Source organism: Mesorhizobium sp. CA16 (genome assembly GCF_020165175.1).
Classification (GTDB): Bacteria; Pseudomonadota; Alphaproteobacteria; order Rhizobiales; family Rhizobiaceae; genus Mesorhizobium.
The window spans coordinates 83,336-101,737 of record NZ_JAIUHP010000001.1 but is presented as its reverse complement, the minus strand read 5'-3'; the positions used below and the strand labels follow the sequence as shown (position 1 = coordinate 101,737).

Here is an 18,402-nt window from a genome sequence, read left to right as displayed (position 1 = left end):
GAGCCTGTCCTCTCCGGATTGTCCCGCTTCGAGTGAGCTATGCCGCTGGTGTCCTCCCGGTGATCATATCCGCCGCCTTCTCGGCCATCATGATCACCGCTGCGTTGGTGTTCGATGATACGATGCGTGGCATCACCGAGCTGTCGCAGACGCGTAAGTCTTGCAGCCCGCGCAGGCGCAGTTCCGGATCAACGACGCTGTCGGCATCGCCGCCCATGCGGCAGGTGCCGACCGGATGGTAGGCGCTGCGGCCATGCTGGCGGGCAAAGGCTTCGAGTGCCGCGCGGCCCTTCGTCGCCGCTCCAGGCAAATGCTCGCGGCTGATGTACTTGGCGAAGGCCGGCTGAGAGAGGATCTCGCGGCTGATCTCGATGCCGTCGATGGCGCGTTCGAGGTCGTAGCGTTCGGCGAAGGGATTGGGGTCGATAACCGGCGCATCGCGCAGATCCGCCGAGCGCAAAGTGACGCTGCCGCGCGAACGCGGCCGCACATGGTAGGAGTTCAACGTGCAGCCATTGCCGCCGGGGACCGAGCCGATACCTTCCTCGACACCGGCCCCGGGCAGGAAATGAAATTGGATATCTGGCGTCTTTTCCGAGCGGTCGCCCCACCAGAAACCGCCGGCTTCGACGATGTTGGAGGCAACCGGTCCTTTGCCGAAGAGTGCATATTCGAGGCCGGCGACGGCCTGCCAACGCTTCTTCTTGTAGCGGTCGATGCCGTGCGGCCCGTTGAGTTCCGCGACGACGTCCACGTCCATGTGATCGTGTAGATTCTGGCCGACCCCAGCGAGATCATGCACAGCTTTGATGCCATGCTTTTCGAGATGCGCGGCAGGGCCGATGCCGGACAGCATCAGGAGTTTCGGCGAGCCGATGGCGCCGGCGGTGACGATCACCTCGCGCTGGGCGTGCAGCAACTCGGCGCGACCATTGGCGATGATCTCGACGCCGACGGCCCGACCCTTCTCGACGACGACGCGGCTGACCGTGGCGCCGGTGCGCAGCGTCAGGTTCCCGCGGCCGAGCGCCGGTTTCAGATAGGCGACCGCGGTGCTCGAGCGCCTGCCATTGCGCGTCGTCGTCTGATAGAAGCCGGCGCCTTCCTGCTCGCCGGCATTGAAGTCGGCGCGGAAGGGCAGGCCAGACTGCTGCGCCGCCTTGACGAAGATCCTGGTCAGCGGGTGCGGCGTGCCGCTGGAAACGCCGAGCGGTCCGTCGATGCCGTGCTGGGAACCGGCAAAAGTGTCGTTTTCCTCGGAACGAACGAAATAGGGCAGCACATCGGCGTAGCTCCATCCTGTGCAGCCGAAGTCTGCCGCCCAATCGTCATAGTCCTGCGGGCAGCCGCGCGTGAACACCTGGGCGTTGATCGAGGAGCCGCCGCCGAGCACGCGCGCCTGCGGGTACACCATGACGCGGCCGTCGATCTCCTTGCCGGGTGCGGCGTCATAACCCCAGATCAGCGGCCCGGACGTCATCTTGAAGAAGCCTACCGGCATGTGGATGTATCGGTCGGTGTCGGGCGGCCCGGCCTCGAGCAGGACGACGGACAGGCCTGGATCCTCGCTCAGCCTCGCGGCAAGCACGCAGCCGGCCGAGCCGCCGCCAACGATGATATAGTCCGCCATTCTTGCTCCCTTGCCGAGGCAAATCCGGCCTCGCGCTTTTACGCGCGACGATCTCAAGTCGCTTGTGCCACGTCAAGAGAAAGGGTATGGTTGCCGTGTTGAAGGGTTGTCGTACAAGTAGAGGAACTTGACGGCCCGTCTCCGGAGGACCCGGCCGCGCTCCCTGCGCACGAGCCGGGCGGAAACAATTCAATCGGGAGGTTCGAAATGAAGGACAGCAATGGTCTTGTTTTTTCCGGCAGGCTGAGCCGCCGGACCTTGATGCTGGGCGCTGCCGCCGGGGCGGCGACGCTGGCGATGCCGAATGTGCTGCGCGCGGCCGACAAGCCGACGCTGGTGACGTCGATCCGCTCATTGTCCAATCCCTACCACGCGGTGTGGAAGACCGGCGCCGAGGCTTATGCCAAATGGGCCGGGCTGGAGCACGTCACGCTGGTCTCGGAAGGCAACAGCGAGAAGGGCATCGCCGATATCAAAGCGATGCTGGCCAAGACCAACGGCAACATGGTGCTCAACTCCGATCCCAACGACACGCCCGACGCGCGCCCGATCGTCGAAGCCTGCGCCAAGGCCGGCGCCTATGTGGTGACGCAGTGGAACAAGCCTGCCGACCTGCACCCCAAGGACTTCAACCCGAACTATGTCTCGCATATCGAGTTCGACGGCATCGCCAGCGGCAAGACCATCGCCGAGATCCTGTTCAAGGCCATCGGCGGCAAGGGCGGCATCGTCGCGCTCGGCGGCCTGATCTCGACCACGGCCGCGATTGAACGCAAGAAGGGCCTCGATGCTGCGCTCGCCGCGAACCCCGACATCAAGCTGCTCGACTTCCAGGTCGCAAACTGGAAATCCACCGAGGCCTTCGACCTGATGGGCAATCTGCTGACCCGTTTCGGTGACGACATCAAGGGCATCTGGGCCGCCAATGACGACATGGGCTCCGGTGCGCTCGAAGCGCTGCGCGCCGAAAACCTCGCCGGCAAGGTGCCGATCGTCGGTGTCGACGGCATCAAGACGGCGGTCGACGCGGTGCGCACCGGCGAGTTCGCCTGCACGATCACCTCGGATCCGTTCTGGCAGGGCGGCATGGGGCTGGCTATCGGCTACAACGCCAAGATAGGCAAGTTCGACCCGGCCAAGGAGCCGCCGGAACACCGCGAATTCTACGGCAAGGCGGTGCTGATCTCGCACGACAATGTTGAGGAATATTACAAGACCAATGTCGAGTCGAAGCCCGAGATTGACTGGAACGATCTCTGGGGCCGGGTGACCGGAGCGATCCGGGCCTGACCCGTTTGGGGCGGGCCGGCTTCTCCCTGGCAGCGGCCCGCCCCTTTTTGTCGGCGTCTTGCGCCCGCGGCCACGACGCCTGTCACCAGCAGACGGGAAGCGGTTTGTTGACAATCGATACAGAACCCCTGAAGTCCGTTTCGGACATCGAGCGGACAACGCTTATGACATTCCTCCCCGGCCGCATCGCCACTATGCTCGGCGGCAGGCGCTGGCGCAGGCTCGCGCCGTTGGCGGTGCTGGTCGTGCTGTGCGTTCTGATCACCATCGCCAATCCCAATTTCATCGAGCTGCGCAATCTGGTGCGGCTAGCGAACTCCGCCGCCGTACCGCTGACACTGGCGATGGGGCTGACCTTCATTATCGTGATGGGCAGCATCGACCTTTCGGTCGAGGGTACCCTGTCTGTGGCGGCGATGGTGGTGGTGCTGCTCGCCGCCAATGACAGCAATGGCAACGATTATGGTTGGTGGGCGGTGCTGGCGGCGATCGCCGCCGGCACGGTCATGGGCCTCATCAGCGGTCTCGTCCAGACGATGCTGCGTATCCCGTCCTTCATGGCGACGCTCGGCATGTGGTTCATCGGACTGGGCCTGTCGGTCTATATGCTGGGCGGCTCGGCCATACGACTGAACGACGCCTCGATCCGCAATCTCGCCTTGCACCGTTTCCTCGGCCTGCCGCTGGCGGTCTGGGTCGCGCTCGGCGCGTTCGCGCTTGCAGCGGTCATCCAGTATTACACCCGGCTCGGCCGCCACATATTGGCGATCGGCGGCGACGAGGACGTGACCAGGCTCTCCGGCGTCAACGTCACGCGCGTGCGCATAGCGGCGTTCGCGCTGGCCGGCTTCTTCTTCGGCATTGCCGGTGTGCTTGCCGCGGCGCAGCTCGGTCAGTCACATGCCGTCATCGGCGACGGCAGGCTGTTTGCCGCGGTCACCGCGGTGGTCGTCGGCGGCACGGCGCTGACCGGGGGCGAGGGTGGCGTCGTCAATACGCTGATCGGTGTGCTGATCGTCACCGTTTTGGCCAATGGCATGATCCTGCTCGGCATCTCGCCTTACATCCAGCAGACGGTGCAGGGCCTGATGATCATCGCGGCGGTGGCGCTGTCGCTCGACCGCGTTCGCCTGAAGATCGTGAAGTGAGCGCCATGCTGCAGGCAACCGGCATCATCAAGAATTTCCCCGGCGTCCAGGCGTTGCGCGACGTCTCCATAGAGGTGCGGCCGAACGAGGTGGTCGGACTGATCGGCGAGAACGGCGCCGGCAAGTCGACGCTGATGCGCCTGCTGGCCGGCGGCTATCGGCCGGATGGCGGTACGATCACCCTCGACGGCGAACAGCTCAAGCTACGCAACGCCCGTGACGCGGCCAGGAACGGCATCGGCATGGTGTTCCAGGAACAATCGCTGGTGCTCAACCTGACCGTCGCCGAAAACATCTATCTCGGCGAAGAAGACCGCTTCACCCGCTTCGGTCTTGTCAACTGGCGCGCCATGAATGCTGCGGCGCGCCGGCAACTGGCCAAGATCGGCGTCGACATCGACGTCACCGCGCGCACCTCCGAACTGACCTTCGCCGCGCGCCAGATGGTCGAGCTCGCCAAGGCGCTGACGCTGGAGGAGATGGTCGAGCGTCCGCTGCTCATCTTGCTCGACGAGCCGACCTCGGTGCTCAACGCCGCCGATATCGAGGTTCTGTTCGCGCGGGTGCGCTCGCTCAAATCCCGCGCCAGCTTCGTCTTCGTGTCGCATCGCCTCGACGAAGTGCTGGCGATTTCCGACCGCGTCTACACGATGAAGGACGGCGCGGTCGTGGCCGAACACCGCGCCGCGGAAGTCACCGCGCCGGAGCTGCACGAGATCATGGTCGGGCGCGGGCTGCAGGCCGAATATTATCGCGAGGCCCGTCAGCAGCCGCCGGGCGATAAGATCATGGTCGAGGCCAGGGGCCTGGGCGCCAGCGGCTTCTATCATGGTGTCGACCTTTCGATCCGCGCCGGAGAGATCGTCGGCATCGCCGGCGTCGTCGGCTCCGGACGCGAGGAGGTTACCCGTACGGTCGGCGGCTTCCTGCCACATGATGCGGGCGAGATGAAGATCGCCGGCGAGACGGTTCGCTTCAGCTCGCCAGAGCCGGCAGTGCGCAAGGGCATCGGCTATGTGCCGCGCGAGCGCAGGCTCGAAGGCCTGGTGATGTTTCTGTCGATCGCCGAGAACATTTCGCTGGCGGATCTCTCGAGCGTCATGCGCAACGGCGCCATCGATTACGGCAAGGAGCGGCGGCTTGCCGCTGACTGGATCAAGCGGCTCAGCATCAAGGCGCCCGGGCCCGACGCCGCCTGCCGCAAGCTCAGTGGCGGCAACCAGCAGAAGGTGGTGCTGGCGCGCTGGATGACGGCGGGCTCGCGCATCCTGGTGCTCGACCATCCGACGCGCGGGCTTGATGTCGGCGCCAAGGAAGAGGTTTACGAGCTGGTGCGCGACCTCTCGGACCAAGGCGTGGCGATCCTTCTGATCTCCGATACGCTGGAGGAGACGATCGGCCTGTCGCACCAGGTTCTGGTGATGCGCGACGGCGAGATCACCGCGCGCTTCGATGCCAGCCCCGGCAACAAGCCGGATCAGGTCGAGTTGCTACGAGCGATGGTGTAAGCCGATGAATGAAGGTTTTCCCATCAAGCAGGTCTTCGAGGGCAAGTGGACGCAAGGCGCCATCCCGCTGGTGCTGCTTGTCGCCCTTTTGCTGATCATCGAGATCGCCGCGCCCGGCTTCCTGACCGGCGAGACGCTGGCGCTGCTCTTTGCCAACACCGCCGTGCTGTTTATGCTGGCGACCGGCGTCACCTTCGCCATCCTGCTCGGCGGCATCGACCTGTCGATCCAGGCGGTCGCCTCGCTGGCGAGTGTGATGCTGGCGCAATTGCTGCCCTCGCTCGGCTTCGCCGCGTTCCCGGTGGCGATCCTGTCTGGCCTCGCCTTCGGGCTGCTGAGCGGCATCGTCCACGTCAAGCTGCGCGTGCCGTCCTTCGTGGCGACATTGGCTACCGGCGGCGTGGTCACGGGCCTGGCGCTCTGGGTCTCCAACGGCCGCGCCATCACCATCGAGGAAGCCGGGCGTGAAAAGACGGCGTGGATCAACGCTACGATTTTCGGCCTGCCGATGGTGGTGCTGATTTCGGCCCTGATCGGCATCGTCAGCTTCCTCGCGCTGCGTTACACCCGCTTCGGCCGCCAGGCGATCGCGGTCGGGGCCGGCGAACCGGCGGCGTGGGCGGCCGGCATTAATGTCGACCGCACCAAGATCATCGCCTTTGCCGCATCGGGCATTCTGGCGGCCATCGCCGGCGTCGTGCTGGCGGCCAGGCTGTCCAGCGGCTCGCCGGTGCTCGCCAACCAACTGCTGCTCCCCGCCATCGCCGCCGTCATCGTCGGCGGCACGGCCATCACCGGCGGGTTGGGCGGCGTGGCGCGCACCGCGGTCGGCGCGCTGATCATATCGATCGTGCGCATCGGCATGACCTTCGTCGGCGTCAACATCTTCCTGGAAAACATGGTGTTCGGCGCGGTGCTGATCGCCGCCGTCGCCATAACCATCGACCGCAGCAAGATCGCGGTCATCAAGTGACGAACCGATCCGCACCGCCTCCCAAGCAAACGCGGACGCAGTGGGACCGCATCGGCAATGAGCCGGTGCGGTCCGGGCTGAATTTACTGCATCGTGTCCAGGCCGATCAGCTCGATCTTGTAGCCGTCGGGATCCTCGACGAAGGCGATGTGGGTGGTGCCGTGCTGCATCGGTCCGGGCTTGCGCGGGATCTTGGCACCGCGCCTCTCGAGCTCGGCGCAGACGGCGTAGATATCGTTGACGCCCAGCGCCAGATGGCCAAAGCCGGTGCCGATCTCATAGGGTTCCTCGCGGCCCCAGTTCAGCGTCAGCTCAACGACGGCTTCCTTGTCCTCCGGCCCGTAGCCGACAAAGGCATTGGTGAACTTGCCGCCGGGATAATCGTCGCGGCGCAGCAAGGTCATGCCGAGCACCTCGGTATAGAAGGCGATCGACTTGTCGAGGTCGAGCACCCTGATCATGGTGTGCATATAGCGAAAGCCGGGGGCGTCGCTCATTGGGAAAGTCCTCCGAATTCAGTGATTTGCCGGTCTGACCATCCACATCAAGCGGCTTCGGGAAGAAGCATGCTATCGCTTGATGTTCTCAATCAGGGTTGTATGATAACACGACAAGATTGGTGGTTGTCCAGTCGTTTTCCGGAAGGGTCCAGGTTCAGTTCATGAATGCCGTGCCGCCCAATTCCGCATCGCTGATCGCCGCCCTCACCGGCGTGCTGTCGGATGGCGGGCTACTGACAGAGGCAGAGGACCTTGTCCGCTACAGCCGCGACTGGTCGGGCGACCATGTCGGCCGCCCGCTGGCGGTGGCGCGGCCCAGCTCGGTGGAAGAAATGTCGGCGCTGATGCGGCACTGTCATGCCGAGCGCATCCCCGTCGTGCCGCAGGGCGGGCTGACCGGCCTTGTCGGCGCGGCGGTGGCGGCTGACGGCAATGAGGTCGTCGTCTCGCTGGAGCGCATGAACAGGATCCGCTCGATCAGTCCGATCGACTTCGCCATGGTGGTCGAGGCCGGCTGCATCCTCGAGGACGCCAAGCGCGCGGCGGAGGAGAGTGACTGCATCCTGCCGATCACCTTTGGAGCGCAAGGCAGCTGCCGCATCGGCGGCAATGTCGCCACCAATGCCGGCGGCTTCAACGTGCTGCGCTACGGCATGACGCGCGACCTGGTGCTTGGCCTCGAAGTCGTGCTGGCCGACGGCCGGATCTGGAACGGGCTGAAGGTGCTGCGCAAGGACAATCGCGGCTACGATTTGAAGCAGGTCTTCATCGGCTCGGAAGGCACGCTCGGCATCGTCACCGCGGCGGCGCTGAAACTCTTCCCCAAGCCGACGCAGATCGAAACGGCGCTTGTCGGCCTACGCTCCGTCGAGGATGCAATGGCGCTCTATGCGCGGGCGCGGCGCGGTTGTAGCGACTTGCTAACCGCCTTCGAGTTGATCCTGCGCGGCGGTATCGAGATCACCATGCGCGAGGGCAAGGATTTCCCCGATCCGCTCGGCAAGCCTTATCCCGCCTATGTGCTGATCGAGGTTTCGTCCGGTGGGCTTATCGACCTCAAGGATATGCTTTTGAGTTTTCTCGCCGGCGTCGAGGATCTTGTCGAGGACGGCATTGTGGCATCGACCCGGGCGCAGGCCGAGCGCCTGTGGCTTTACCGCGAGATCATGGTCGAGCGGCAGGGCCGCGGCGGCCGCTATCTGCGCACCGATGTCGCGGTGCCGATCTCCAAGCTTGCCGATTTTGTCGCCGACGCGCTCACCGAACTTGGACGGGCGAGACCCGACGCGCTGCCCGTCACCTACGGCCATGTCGGCGACGGCAACATCCATCTCAACGTCGTGCCGCCGGAGGGCATGGGGGCCGAGGCGATCGAGCATCTGTTCGAGGAGGCGGAAGCGGAGATTTTCGCCGTCGTCGACCGCTATGGTGGCTCGATCAGTGCCGAGCACGGCATTGGCCGGGTCAAGCAGCGGGCCTTCCTCGACCGCATCGATCCGGTGACGCTCGATCTCGCCGCAGGCATCAAGGATGCTTTCGATCCGCGCCATATATTGAGCAACGGCCGCATTCTGGCGTCCGCATCCGCGCTCGACTATAGGTGAGCGATGACGCTGAAGCTCGACAAGGTCAATCGCGGTCCGCACCTCTCCACGCTCGTGGCGAGTTCCATCTCGCGCGAGATCGCGCAAGGACGCCTCAAACCCGGCGATCAGCTGCCGACCGAACAGGCACTGGCGACCACCTTCGGGGTCAGCCGCAACGTGGTGCGCGAGGCGATCGCAAGGCTGCGCTCCGAAGGCCGCATCTGGTCGCAGCAGGGCAGGGGCGCCTTCGTTGCCGACGCTACCAACGCGACGGTGCTGACGATCGACTATGAGACCTTGCAGCGGGCGGATTCCTTTCGCAATCTTTTCGAGCTGCGCGGCATGTTGGAAGTGCAGATCGCCGCGCTGGCCGCGACCCGCCGCTCCGACGCCGACATCGAGGCGATGGAACAGGCGCTCGATGGGATGCGCGCCGCGCCTTATGGCAGCGTCGCCTGGCTGAAGAACGATCTCGGTTTCCACCGCGCCGTCGCCGAGGCGACCCAGAACCCCTATATGGGCCAGTTCCTCGTCTTCGTCTCGGAACGGGTGCGTGAGAGCATCCTTGCCGCCGGCAACCAGCAGAAGTCCGACGACATGGCGCGCACGACCCTGGGCGAGCACGAACGCATTCTGGCGGCGATCAAGGCCGGCGACGCGAAGGGCGCGAGCGCTGCAATGACGCGGCATCTCGCCGGTGCGGCCTCACGCGTTGGACTGCCAGGCGGCGACGCTGAGGCCGCGTCGCCGACACGGCATTCGAGGTTGCGAAAGGCCGTGCGCGGGCGGGCAGGGTAGGGCCGCGCAGCCGCCTCCCTCACTCGGCCGCAGCCTCAATCAATGAAACGCCGTTGAGCTCAGCAACAATATCCGACAGCGCCGGCACGAATTTTTCTCCGTGCCCCGTAGCGACCGCCGTGGCGAAACCATTGCGGACCACGGCGCCGACCGGGTTGGCGATGCCGGCGGCCTGGGCGAAGGAGGCAAGATAGGTCATGTCCTTCAGCGCATTGGCGATGGCGAAGCGCTGGGCGTTCTCGTTGCGGTTCAGCACGAAGTCGAAGAAGGCCTGGTAGAAGCCGCAATCCATGCGGCTGCCGGAAATGACGCTGTTGAAGACCTGCGGCGTCAGCCCGGCCTTTGCTCCCAGCGTCAGCGCTTCGGAATAGATCGCCGAATAACCCATAGAGACGAAATTGTTGAGCAGCTTCATGGTGTGGCCGCTGCCGGTCGGGCCGGTGTGGATAATTCGCGCGGCGAAGGCTTCGAGCACCGGCCGCGCGCGGGCGATCGCTTCCGCCGCGCCGCCTACCATGACGTCGAGCTTGCCTTCGGCGGCTTCCTTGGGCGTGCGCGCCAGCGGCGCGTCGATCAGCGTCACGCCTTGCGCCGCAAGCTCTGCGGCGAGCGCGATCGTCGTGGACGGGTTGGAGGTCGAGCAGTCAATGATGAGCAGCGGTTTGTCGGCAGCCGCAAGCCCCTCCGGTCCCTTCACGAGCGCTTCCACCTGCGGCGAGCCGGTGACGCAAAGGAGAACGATGTTGCAGCCCTCGGCGAGCGCGCGCGGCGTTGCCGCCTGGCGGGCCCCGGCGCTGACAAGCTTCAGCGCCGCCTCCTGGTTGCGGTGCACCCAGACGGTCAGCGGCCAACCCTTGGCCAGAAGGTTGGCCGCCATGCCCGAGCCCATTGCGCCCAGGCCAATAAAGCCGATTTGCTGCTTCATGTTGGTCTTCCAGTGCTGTTGGACAGAAACAAACGAAAGATTGCTGTCTCAACCGAGCGGTGCGATCCTTGGCGTAAGAATCGATCTAACGGGCCGGTTTTCCGATGACGGATCGCCAGGGAGCAATGTTCGGCGCCATTCGCCAGTCCCCCAATCTCAGGGGCGAACTGGTGGAGAAATTTGCCGCGCAGATCGAGGCCGGCGATCTTGCGCCTGGCCAGCGGCTTCCCACCGAGCAGGAGATCGTCAACGCGACGGGCGTCAGCCGGACGGTGGTTCGCGAGGCGCTGGCATCGTTGCGCGCACGGGGGCTGATCACGACACGGCAGGGCCTCGGCGCCTTTGTGGCCCAGGAGCCCCCGCCGAAAACCTTTTCGATCGTGCCGACGGATGTCGAATCGATCGACGAGATCCTGGCGGTGCTGGAGCTGCGCATGGGCGTCGAGGCGGAGGCGGCGGCGCTGGCGGCCACGCGCCGGACCGCCAAGGACCTTGGGCTTATGGCTAAGCAGCTCGACGCAATCGACCGGGCGATCGCCGAAACGGGTCTCGCCGCGACCGAGGATGCGGCTTTCCATCGGGCGATTTCGCTCGCCTCGCACAACGCCTACTTCAGCCGGCTCTTCGACACGTTTGGCACTGCGATGATCCCGCGCCAATGGACGCAATTCGACCAGATGGAGCCCGACGAGCGCGAGCGGCATTTCGAGCGGACGCGGCGCGAGCACCGGGCGATCCATGATGCCATCGCGGCGCAAGACGCCAAGGCGGCGCAGCGCGCGATGCGGCTGCATCTGAGCCGTTCCTACAAGCGCTTCGAGCAGCTCCGAGACGGATCCGCACGTCTGAAATAGATCGGGCGAGGGCGCCCGAGCGGCGCATGGCGCACCGCGATAGGCAGCTACGACGCGACTTTCAAAGTGCGGCCGGCCGTGATTGGCATTATGCGCCCATGCCAGGAACATTCCGTCGTCCTCCAGCCTGCCGGTAGATCCAAAACCAGCATTTCCGTCATCACCTTTTGCATGCTTACAGGGTTGTCATACAACCATTCGATCTGATATTCCTGCGGGCATGACCCGTCAAGAGGACGTGGTCTTTGAGGAGTGGTTTCTATGCATCAAAGGAGATTTGGCCGCACCGGCTGGCAAGTGTCGGAAATCGGCTTCGGCAGTTGGGCGATCGGGGCCGATTGGGGCGACGTCGAGGAGAAGGACGCCATCGCGGCGCTTAATGCGGCGCTCGATTCAGGCGTGACGATGATCGACACGGCCGATGTCTATGGCGACGGCCGGGCGGAAAAACTGATCGCGAAGACGCTGAAGGGGCGGGGCGGCGCGAGGCCGATGGTCGCCACCAAGGCCGGCAAGCGGCTGAACCCGCATGTCGCCGCAGGCTACAATCGCCAGAACCTGACCAGCTTCGTCGAGCGCAGCCTGCGCTATCTCGAGGTCGACGTGCTGGACCTGGTGCAGCTCCATTGTCCGATGACAGAAGTCTTCTATCAGCCCGAGACCTTCGATGCGCTGGAGAAGCTGGTCGAGGAAGGCAAGATCCGTCACTACGGCGTCAGCGTCGAAAAGGTCGAGGAAGGCATCAAGGCGCTGCAATATCCCGGCGTCGTCAGCGTCCAGATCATCTACAACATTTTCCGGCAGCGGCCCGCGGAACTGTTCTTCGACATGGCGCGCCAGAAGGACGTTGCCATCATCGTCAGGGTGCCGCTGGCCAGCGGGCTCCTGTCCGGCAAGTTCAAGAGCGATTCCAGCTTCAGCGCCAAGGACCACCGCAGCTACAACCGGCAGGGCGAGGCCTTCGACGTCGGCGAGACATTCGCCGGCGTGAATTACGAGGAAGGCCTGCAAGCGGTCGAGGAATTGCGGGCGCTGCTGCCGCCAGGCGCCACCATGGCGCAATGGGCGCTGCGCTGGATCCTGATGAACCCGGCGGTGACGGTCACCATTCCGGGCGCCAAGTCGGTCAGGCAGGCGCAAGAGAACGCCGCCGCGTCCGACCTGCCGGCGTTGTCGCCGCAACTGATGGAGCGCATCGCCGACATCTATGAGCGGCGCATCAAGGCCTCCGTCCACCAGCGCTGGTGAGCGCCATGACAGCCGGTCGGCCCCTGGTTGCTGGTAAGCAACTGATCATCGATGGGCATCAGCATTTCTGGGATCCGGCGGATGGATCCTGCGGCTGGATGACGGAGGACTACGCCGCCATACGTCGCGTGTTTGAGCCCGACGACCTCAGACCGGCGCTTGCCGCAGCCGGCGTGGACAGGACCATCCTGGTCCAGACATGGCATTCGCTCGACGAGACACGCGCATTCCTTGAGACGGCCAGCCGGACCGATTTCGTCGCTGGCGTCGTGGGATGGGTGGACCTCGCCGATCCCGAGGTGGCGGCCACACTGTCCGAGCTGAAGGCGCGGCCAGATGGCCGTTACCTGGTCGGCATCCGTCACCTCGTGCACAACGAGGCGGATCCGAACTGGCTCTTGCGCGCCGATGTCCAGCGCGGGCTGGCGGCTGTCGCCGAAGCGGGGCTCGCCTATGACCTGCTGTTGAAGGAGCCGCAGATTCCGGCTGCCCTGGAGACGGTGGCGCGGCATCGCAATTTACGTTTCGTGGTCGACCACGTCGCAAAACCGCGCATTGCGCAGCACGCGATGGAGCCGTGGGCCGGATTGATGCAGGGCTTCAGGGCGCATCGCGACCATGTCTGGTGCAAGCTGTCCGGGATGGTCACGGAAGCCGACTGGCGGCACTGGAAGCAACAGGATCTGCAGCCCTATGTCGACGAGGTCCTTTCCATTTTCGGCCCGTCGCGATGCCTGTTCGGCTCGGATTGGCCGGTCTGCCTGGTCGCAGCCGACTATCAGACGGTCAAACGCACCCTTGGCGAGTGTCTTGCCGGGCTGGCCGAAGAGGAACGTTCGCAGATTTTTGGCGCTTCCGCCGTCGAGGCCTACCGCTTGTCGCTGTGACGGTGGCAAGGCTCTGAGCCCTCCCGCCTTGCGGTTGCCCGGCCACATTCATCATCACCACGATCGCTGCGCATGTCTCTGCGTTGGGCATCTTTGTCCAGCGCCTCGCACCGACTGCAATGAACTTCCTCGCCCAAGCTGAGATCAGATACGGAAGAACCAAAGGGGGCGACACGACGCCTCCCGGCCGCGCACTCCGCGCCGGAGTTATGTTGACACCAGTGTTACATGGTAATAGGGTTGTATGACAAGTTGGCCATGTAACGGGAGGAACATGCATGAGACAGCTAGGACTTGGATTGACCATCGCGGCCGCGGGGCTCGCCATGGCTTTGCAGACGGCCCGCGCCGACGAGGAACTGCCCATCGGCGTCATCGCCGCGCAGTCGGGCTCGTTCGTTTCGGCCGGCAACACCATCGTCGGCGCCGCGAACCTGGCGGCGCAGCAGATCAACGACGCCGGCGGCATCAAGGTCGGCGACAAGACCTACAAGATCAAGCTCTATATCCGCGACAACCGCACGGATGTGAACGTCACTATCGCGGCCGCGCGCGAGCTGGTCAACGACATCGGCGTCAAGGCGATCTGGGGCACCGAGACGCATGACTTCTCGGTATCCATGGCCAAGATCACCGGCCCGGCCAAGGTCCTGCAGTTTTCCGGCAACAGCTCGCTCGGCGCCGTGCTCGACGACAAGGCCGTCGCCGAGGATGGCTGGCTCCGCTACACGTTCCAGAGCGAGCCGCAGGAATGGCAGCGCAGCGGCAGCACCGCCAAGGGCGTGCTCTCGCTTCTGACGCCGCAGCTGAAGTCGCCGCCGAAGCATTCGGTGGTGTTCGTCGGCAATGACGCGACCGGGCAGTATCTGTCCTCGCACTATGTCAAGGCGCTCGAGGCGGAAGGCCAGAAAGTCGACCTGGTGCAGTATCCGCCGGACACGACCGACTTCTCGCCGCTGCTTACCCGCATCAAGGGCATGAAGCCCGACATCGTGCATTTCTGGTACAATGGCGATTCAACGCTCACCGCTTTCCCGCAGGCCCTCAAGCTCGGCGTGGCGCCGTCCTATTTCCTGTTCGGCGTCGATCCGGGCATCTATCAGGAGCGCAGCCTGAAGGCTGATGTGCCGGTGACGCTGAGCTGCGTGCCGGTCTGCTGGGGTTCATCGCCATACCCCGAAGTGAAGCAGTATTTCGACAAGTATTTCGGCCTCGGCGCCGCCAAGGGCCCGCAGTCCTCGGTCTCGCTGCTCTATTACGATTACTTCTTCTGGTACGCCAAGGCGCTGGAGAAGGTCGGCAAGATCGACGATCCGGACGCGGTGGTCGCGGAGCTCCTGAAGTCGGACTACAAGGGCGTCGTGTCGCCGGTGCCGCTTGTGTTCAACAAGCACCACCAGGTCACCTTCGCGACCGAGGTTTGCATGGTCGAGCCCAACACATCCGACCAATTCAAATGCGCGGTCGAGCAGCCGCCGGCCGCTCCGCCGCCCGGCGACAACGGCGGCTGAACCGGCCCGCGACAAAATCCGACATCGGGATGGGCGGCGAGGTTCCGTCCATCCTCCCCTTGCAGGCTCGCCACCCGGATTTGACGATGGACATTTTTGTGCAGCAACTGGTGAACAGCCTCTCGGTTGCCAGCGTCACCATTCTCATCGGCATCGGCATCACGCTGATCTTCGGTCTCGCCGGCATCGTCAATTTCGCACATGGCGAGTTCCTGATGGTCGGCGGCATGGCGACCTGGTTCATGGTCGGCGCCGGCATGAACTTCTTCGTGGCCCTTGTGCTCGCCGGGCTGCTGGTCGGCGCGCTCGGCTTTGCCGCCGAAAGATGCCTGTTCCGCTTCACGCTCAACCGGCCGATGAACGGCTTCATCATGTCGATCGGCCTCAGCGTCATCCTGCAGCATGCGGTCATCCGCGTGTTCAACGAATTCCAGAAAAGCATCACCGACCCGGTCGGCCTGGTCTGGACGATCGGCGGCGTCGACATCATCGCCATGCGCGCGATCGTCGTCGCGATAACGGCCATCATCGTGGCGATCACCTATTTCGGCATCTCGCGCAGCCGCTATGGGATGGCGTTGCGGGCGAGCGTTGCGGACCGCGACACCGCCGAACTGATGGGCATTCCGGTGCGCCGCTACGTCACCGGCGTCTTCATTTATGGCAGCCTGCTTGCCGGAATAGGCGGCGCCTTGATGATCTCGCTGTTTCCGATCACACCGTTTACCGGCAGCGTCATCATCATCCGTGGTTTCGCCGTCTCGCTGATCGGCGGCCTCGGCAATGTCGGCGGCGCGGTCGTCGGCGGCCTGGTGCTCGGCTTGGTCGACGGTCTCAGCGCCGGCTACGGCTATCCGGAATGGACCGACGCCTATTCGCTGGTCGTGATGATCCTGATCCTGGTGCTGCGGCCGCAGGGCCTGCTCGGCGGCACGCTCGGCCCCAAGGCATCGTGAGATGTCGATGCCAGTGACCGACAACAGCGCCGGCAAGACAGGCGCCGCGCCAGAAGGCGCCAGAGCACGGGATCGCCTGGCGCTTCTGACGGCGGACAACGCCGCCGTTCCCCTGCCGGCCGGCGTCCAGGCGATCACGGCCATCCTTTTGGCAGTGCTGCTCATCGCCTTGCCCTGGCTCGGCCTCGGCTACCGCTTCCTGTCGATCGCCATCACCACGCTCTATACGGCGATCGGGCTCTACGGCCTCGGCCTGCAGTTCGGCCAGGCCGGCATCATGTCGGTCGGCCATGCGGCGCTGATGGGCGTCGGCGCCTATGCCTCGGCGATCCTGTCGGTGCAGCTCGGCCTGGGTTTGTGGGCATCGCTGCCCTTCGCCATGGCGCTGTCGGCGATCGTCGGCGGCGTCATCGGCCTGCCGACGCTGAGGGTCGGCGGCCAGCATTACATCATCATCACCTTCTGCTTCTGCGCGCTGTTCGTCATCGTGCTGACCAATGGCGGCACCTTCACCGGATCGGCGACCGGCCTCGACGTCGACTCGGTGACACCCTTGCCTGGCATCAATTTCGACAAGCTCTCCAACAATTACTACCTGGTCCTGGCGGCGCTGTTCCTGGCGGTTGTGGCAACCTATCTCATCGGCAATTCGCGCTACGGGCGGACGTTGCGGGCCATCCGCGAGAACGAGCAACTGGCGCGTTCGGTCGGCATCAATGTCGACCTGCACAAGCTCGGCGTGCTGATGGTCTCGGGCCTGTTCGCGGGCCTCGCCGGGGTGCTGCAGCTCTACTATCTGCGCCACATCTCGCCGACCCTGTTCGGCGCCTTTCCCAGCCTCTACCTCGCGCTGATGGTCATGCTGGGCGGCGCCCGCTATCTCTACGGGCCGCTGATCGGCGCGGTCGTCGTCAATTTCCTGCCCGAGGTGCTGAACCTCGATCCGGTCGATTCCCGCATCGCATACGGCGTCTGTCTGCTCCTGGTAATCCTGCTGCTGCCGGGCGGCGTCGGCGCCGGCATCAAGAACATCTACTGTGCGATCACCGGCGGCTCCGAGACGCAAAAGCAAAGAGGCTCGAATGGCCGCGCTTGAGGTGAGGAGCCTGCGCAAGCAGTTCGGCGGCGTCGTCGCGCTCAACGGCATCGATCTCGACATCGACACCGACCGTGTCGTCGGTATCGTTGGCCCTAACGGCTCCGGCAAGACAACTTTGTTCAACGTCGTCACCGGCGTCCATCCGGCGACCGGCGGCGCGGTGTTCTGGCATGGGCAGGACATCACCAATATCGGCGCGCATCGCATCGCGCGAAAGCGGCTGGTGCGGACGTTCCAGCAGGCGATGTCGTTTCCGGGCCTGACCGTCGACGAGAACGTCCGGATCGCCTGGGAGCAGGGCAGGAAGGGAGACGGCCGCTGGGCGTCACCGGGCATGATCCTCGAGTTTGTCGGCCTGGCGCCGCTTAGCAAGGCGATTGCGGGATCGCTGCCCTTCGGCAGCCTGAGACGCCTTGGGCTGGCCGTCGCGCTCGGTGTGTCGCCCGAACTCCTGCTCCTGGACGAGCCCGGCGCCGGGCTGAACGACAGCGAAGCGCAGGCCTTCGCGGCGGTCATCGCGCAGCTGCCGCCGCAAGGCATCGGCGTGTGCCTGATCGACCATGACATGGACATGATGTCGGAGCTTTGCGACCGGCTTGTCGTGCTCGACTTCGGCACCAAGATTGCGGAAGGCCCGCCGGGCGAGGTGCTCGCCGATCCCAAGGTCCGCGAGGTCTATCTCGGTCCCGACAAGAAGGCGGCCGCGTCATGAGCCTGCTTGCCGTCGAGCATGTCGACACCGGCTACGGGCCCGTCGCCGTCAATCGCGACGTCTCGCTCGCGGTCGGCCAAAACGGGATCGTCACCATTCTGGGACCCAACGGCGCCGGCAAGACGACGCTGCTGCGTTGCATCGCCGGCCTGGTGAAGCCGCGGCGCGGCACGGTGACCTTCGAGAGCCGCGACGTCACCAAGCTTCACGCCGACGAAAAAGCAACGCTCGGCATCGTGATGGTGCCGGAAGGCCGCCGTGTGTTCGCCGACATGAGTGTGCGCGAGAACCTTTTGCTCGGCGCCTACTGCCGCAAGGACCGGGATGCTATCGAAGCCGACATCGCCTTGATGGAAAGCTATTTCACCATCCTTGCCAAGAAGCGCGGCGCCAAGGCCGGGACGCTCAGCGGAGGCCAGCAGCAGATGCTGGCCATCGCGCGCGGCCTTATGGCCAGGCCACGCATCCTGTTGCTCGACGAGCCGTCGCTCGGGCTATCGCCATTGCTGGTCTCGGAGCTGCAGGGCATCATCATCGACGTGCGCGAGAAGTTCCGCGCCGCGGTGCTGCTCGTCGAGCAGAACGCCGGACTGGCACTCTCGGTGGCCGAGCAAGGCTATCTCATGAATTCCGGGCGCATCGTAGCTTCAGGCGGCATCGAAGAGTTGCAACAGTCGTCGGTCATGCAGGAGCTCTATCTCGGCAAGAGGGCACGGCAGAACCAAAGTTCCTCGCAGGCTTAATATTCGCAGTGTCTAACGGCGATAGCCCGAAGGG

The 18,402-nt window shown here is 64.7% G+C and carries 17 protein-coding genes; 14 read left to right on the top strand and 3 right to left on the bottom strand.

Annotated features, from left to right (window positions below; translation table 11 throughout):
- Positions 1 to 37: 37 nt before the first annotated feature.
- The gene (locus tag LB525_RS00480) at positions 38 to 1,630 is read right to left on the bottom strand and encodes a GMC family oxidoreductase (protein ID WP_224542978.1); all 1,593 of its coding nucleotides are present in this window, start codon (positions 1,628 to 1,630) and stop codon (positions 38 to 40) included.
- 207 nt (positions 1,631 to 1,837) lie between these two features.
- Here LB525_RS00480 and LB525_RS00475 point away from each other — a divergent pair, with 207 nt between their 5' ends.
- The 4 genes from LB525_RS00475 (at position 1,838) to LB525_RS00460 (ending at position 6,549) form a co-directional block, all read left to right on the top strand.
- Positions 1,838 to 2,920, top strand: coding sequence for a sugar ABC transporter substrate-binding protein (locus LB525_RS00475; RefSeq protein ID WP_224542977.1), 1,083 nt, complete (start codon positions 1,838 to 1,840; stop codon positions 2,918 to 2,920).
- Positions 2,921 to 3,084: 164 nt separating this feature from the next.
- Positions 3,085 to 4,068, top strand: coding sequence for an ABC transporter permease (locus LB525_RS00470; protein ID WP_140839197.1), 984 nt, complete (start codon positions 3,085 to 3,087; stop codon positions 4,066 to 4,068).
- Positions 4,069 to 4,073: 5 nt separating this feature from the next.
- Entirely contained in the window at positions 4,074 to 5,576 is a 1,503-nt protein-coding gene (locus tag LB525_RS00465; RefSeq protein ID WP_095768592.1) for a sugar ABC transporter ATP-binding protein, read from the top strand.
- 4 nt (positions 5,577 to 5,580) lie between these two features.
- Complete coding sequence (locus tag LB525_RS00460) at positions 5,581 to 6,549, top strand: ABC transporter permease (protein WP_140839193.1); 969 nt, start codon at positions 5,581 to 5,583, stop codon at positions 6,547 to 6,549.
- A gap of 83 nt (positions 6,550 to 6,632) precedes the next feature.
- Here LB525_RS00460 and gloA read toward each other — a convergent pair whose 3' ends face one another.
- Positions 6,633 to 7,046 (bottom strand): lactoylglutathione lyase, encoded by a 414-nt coding sequence (gene gloA, locus LB525_RS00455; protein WP_095768594.1) that lies wholly within the window; start codon positions 7,044 to 7,046, stop codon positions 6,633 to 6,635.
- A 164-nt stretch (positions 7,047 to 7,210) separates the two neighbouring features.
- On the opposite strand from gloA, the gene LB525_RS00450 reads away from it, so the two are divergent.
- Positions 7,211 to 8,653 carry an FAD-binding oxidoreductase gene (locus LB525_RS00450; RefSeq protein ID WP_224542976.1) on the top strand — a complete coding sequence of 481 codons (1,443 nt, stop codon included), beginning with the start codon at positions 7,211 to 7,213 and terminating at the stop codon, positions 8,651 to 8,653.
- Positions 8,654 to 8,656: 3 nt separating this feature from the next.
- Positions 8,657 to 9,433, top strand: a complete 777-nt coding sequence (locus tag LB525_RS00445) for a FadR/GntR family transcriptional regulator (protein ID WP_224542975.1) — start codon at positions 8,657 to 8,659, stop codon at positions 9,431 to 9,433.
- A gap of 19 nt (positions 9,434 to 9,452) precedes the next feature.
- On the opposite strand, the gene LB525_RS00440 is transcribed toward LB525_RS00445, so the two are convergent.
- The gene (locus LB525_RS00440) at positions 9,453 to 10,358 is read right to left on the bottom strand and encodes an NAD(P)-dependent oxidoreductase (RefSeq protein WP_224542974.1); all 906 of its coding nucleotides are present in this window, start codon (positions 10,356 to 10,358) and stop codon (positions 9,453 to 9,455) included.
- A gap of 104 nt (positions 10,359 to 10,462) precedes the next feature.
- On the opposite strand from LB525_RS00440, the gene LB525_RS00435 reads away from it, so the two are divergent.
- The 8 genes from LB525_RS00435 (at position 10,463) to LB525_RS00400 (ending at position 18,368) form a co-directional block, all read left to right on the top strand.
- A complete protein-coding gene (locus tag LB525_RS00435; protein ID WP_224542973.1) occupies positions 10,463 to 11,212 on the top strand; it encodes a FadR/GntR family transcriptional regulator in 750 nt (249 codons plus the stop codon).
- A gap of 261 nt (positions 11,213 to 11,473) precedes the next feature.
- The gene (locus tag LB525_RS00430) at positions 11,474 to 12,460 is read left to right on the top strand and encodes an aldo/keto reductase (protein WP_140839181.1); all 987 of its coding nucleotides are present in this window, start codon (positions 11,474 to 11,476) and stop codon (positions 12,458 to 12,460) included.
- A gap of 5 nt (positions 12,461 to 12,465) precedes the next feature.
- Positions 12,466 to 13,347, top strand: coding sequence for an amidohydrolase family protein (locus tag LB525_RS00425; RefSeq protein ID WP_095768600.1), 882 nt, complete (start codon positions 12,466 to 12,468; stop codon positions 13,345 to 13,347).
- A gap of 278 nt (positions 13,348 to 13,625) precedes the next feature.
- Complete coding sequence (locus LB525_RS00420; protein WP_224542972.1) at positions 13,626 to 14,858, top strand: ABC transporter substrate-binding protein; 1,233 nt, start codon at positions 13,626 to 13,628, stop codon at positions 14,856 to 14,858.
- 86 nt (positions 14,859 to 14,944) lie between these two features.
- Complete coding sequence (locus LB525_RS00415) at positions 14,945 to 15,814, top strand: branched-chain amino acid ABC transporter permease (RefSeq protein WP_095768602.1); 870 nt, start codon at positions 14,945 to 14,947, stop codon at positions 15,812 to 15,814.
- Positions 15,815 to 15,821: 7 nt separating this feature from the next.
- Positions 15,822 to 16,910: a branched-chain amino acid ABC transporter permease gene (locus tag LB525_RS00410; protein WP_224542971.1), complete on the top strand. Its 1,089-nt coding sequence runs from the start codon at positions 15,822 to 15,824 to the stop codon at positions 16,908 to 16,910.
- Positions 16,897 to 17,625, top strand: coding sequence for an ABC transporter ATP-binding protein (locus LB525_RS00405; protein WP_224542970.1), 729 nt, complete (start codon positions 16,897 to 16,899; stop codon positions 17,623 to 17,625). The genes LB525_RS00410 and LB525_RS00405 overlap by 14 nt, the downstream gene beginning before the upstream one ends.
- Positions 17,622 to 18,368, top strand: a complete 747-nt coding sequence (locus LB525_RS00400; protein ID WP_140839172.1) for an ABC transporter ATP-binding protein — start codon at positions 17,622 to 17,624, stop codon at positions 18,366 to 18,368. Before LB525_RS00405 ends, LB525_RS00400 begins: the two co-directional genes overlap by 4 nt.
- The last annotated feature ends 34 nt before the right edge of the window (positions 18,369 to 18,402 follow it).

What these genes read in the sequence shown, in the direction of transcription:
- LB525_RS00445 (WP_224542975.1), top strand. Translation starts at nt 8,657, where the DNA reads ATGACGCTGAAGCTCGACAAGGTCAATCGCGGTCCGCACCTCTCCACG.
- gloA (WP_095768594.1), bottom strand. Translation starts at nt 7,046, where the DNA reads ATGAGCGACGCCCCCGGCTTTCGCTATATGCACACCATGATCAGGGTG.
- LB525_RS00410 (WP_224542971.1), top strand. Translation starts at nt 15,822, where the DNA reads ATGCCAGTGACCGACAACAGCGCCGGCAAGACAGGCGCCGCGCCAGAA.
- LB525_RS00480 (WP_224542978.1), bottom strand. Translation starts at nt 1,630, where the DNA reads ATGGCGGACTATATCATCGTTGGCGGCGGCTCGGCCGGCTGCGTGCTT.
- LB525_RS00405 (WP_224542970.1), top strand. Translation starts at nt 16,897, where the DNA reads ATGGCCGCGCTTGAGGTGAGGAGCCTGCGCAAGCAGTTCGGCGGCGTC.
- LB525_RS00470 (WP_140839197.1), top strand. Translation starts at nt 3,085, where the DNA reads ATGACATTCCTCCCCGGCCGCATCGCCACTATGCTCGGCGGCAGGCGC.
- LB525_RS00435 (WP_224542973.1), top strand. Translation starts at nt 10,463, where the DNA reads ATGACGGATCGCCAGGGAGCAATGTTCGGCGCCATTCGCCAGTCCCCC.
- LB525_RS00430 (WP_140839181.1), top strand. Translation starts at nt 11,474, where the DNA reads ATGCATCAAAGGAGATTTGGCCGCACCGGCTGGCAAGTGTCGGAAATC.
- LB525_RS00450 (WP_224542976.1), top strand. Translation starts at nt 7,211, where the DNA reads ATGAATGCCGTGCCGCCCAATTCCGCATCGCTGATCGCCGCCCTCACC.
- LB525_RS00425 (WP_095768600.1), top strand. Translation starts at nt 12,466, where the DNA reads ATGACAGCCGGTCGGCCCCTGGTTGCTGGTAAGCAACTGATCATCGAT.
- LB525_RS00465 (WP_095768592.1), top strand. Translation starts at nt 4,074, where the DNA reads ATGCTGCAGGCAACCGGCATCATCAAGAATTTCCCCGGCGTCCAGGCG.
- LB525_RS00475 (WP_224542977.1), top strand. Translation starts at nt 1,838, where the DNA reads ATGAAGGACAGCAATGGTCTTGTTTTTTCCGGCAGGCTGAGCCGCCGG.
- LB525_RS00420 (WP_224542972.1), top strand. Translation starts at nt 13,626, where the DNA reads ATGAGACAGCTAGGACTTGGATTGACCATCGCGGCCGCGGGGCTCGCC.
- LB525_RS00440 (WP_224542974.1), bottom strand. Translation starts at nt 10,358, where the DNA reads ATGAAGCAGCAAATCGGCTTTATTGGCCTGGGCGCAATGGGCTCGGGC.
- LB525_RS00400 (WP_140839172.1), top strand. Translation starts at nt 17,622, where the DNA reads ATGAGCCTGCTTGCCGTCGAGCATGTCGACACCGGCTACGGGCCCGTC.
- LB525_RS00415 (WP_095768602.1), top strand. Translation starts at nt 14,945, where the DNA reads ATGGACATTTTTGTGCAGCAACTGGTGAACAGCCTCTCGGTTGCCAGC.
- LB525_RS00460 (WP_140839193.1), top strand. Translation starts at nt 5,581, where the DNA reads ATGAATGAAGGTTTTCCCATCAAGCAGGTCTTCGAGGGCAAGTGGACG.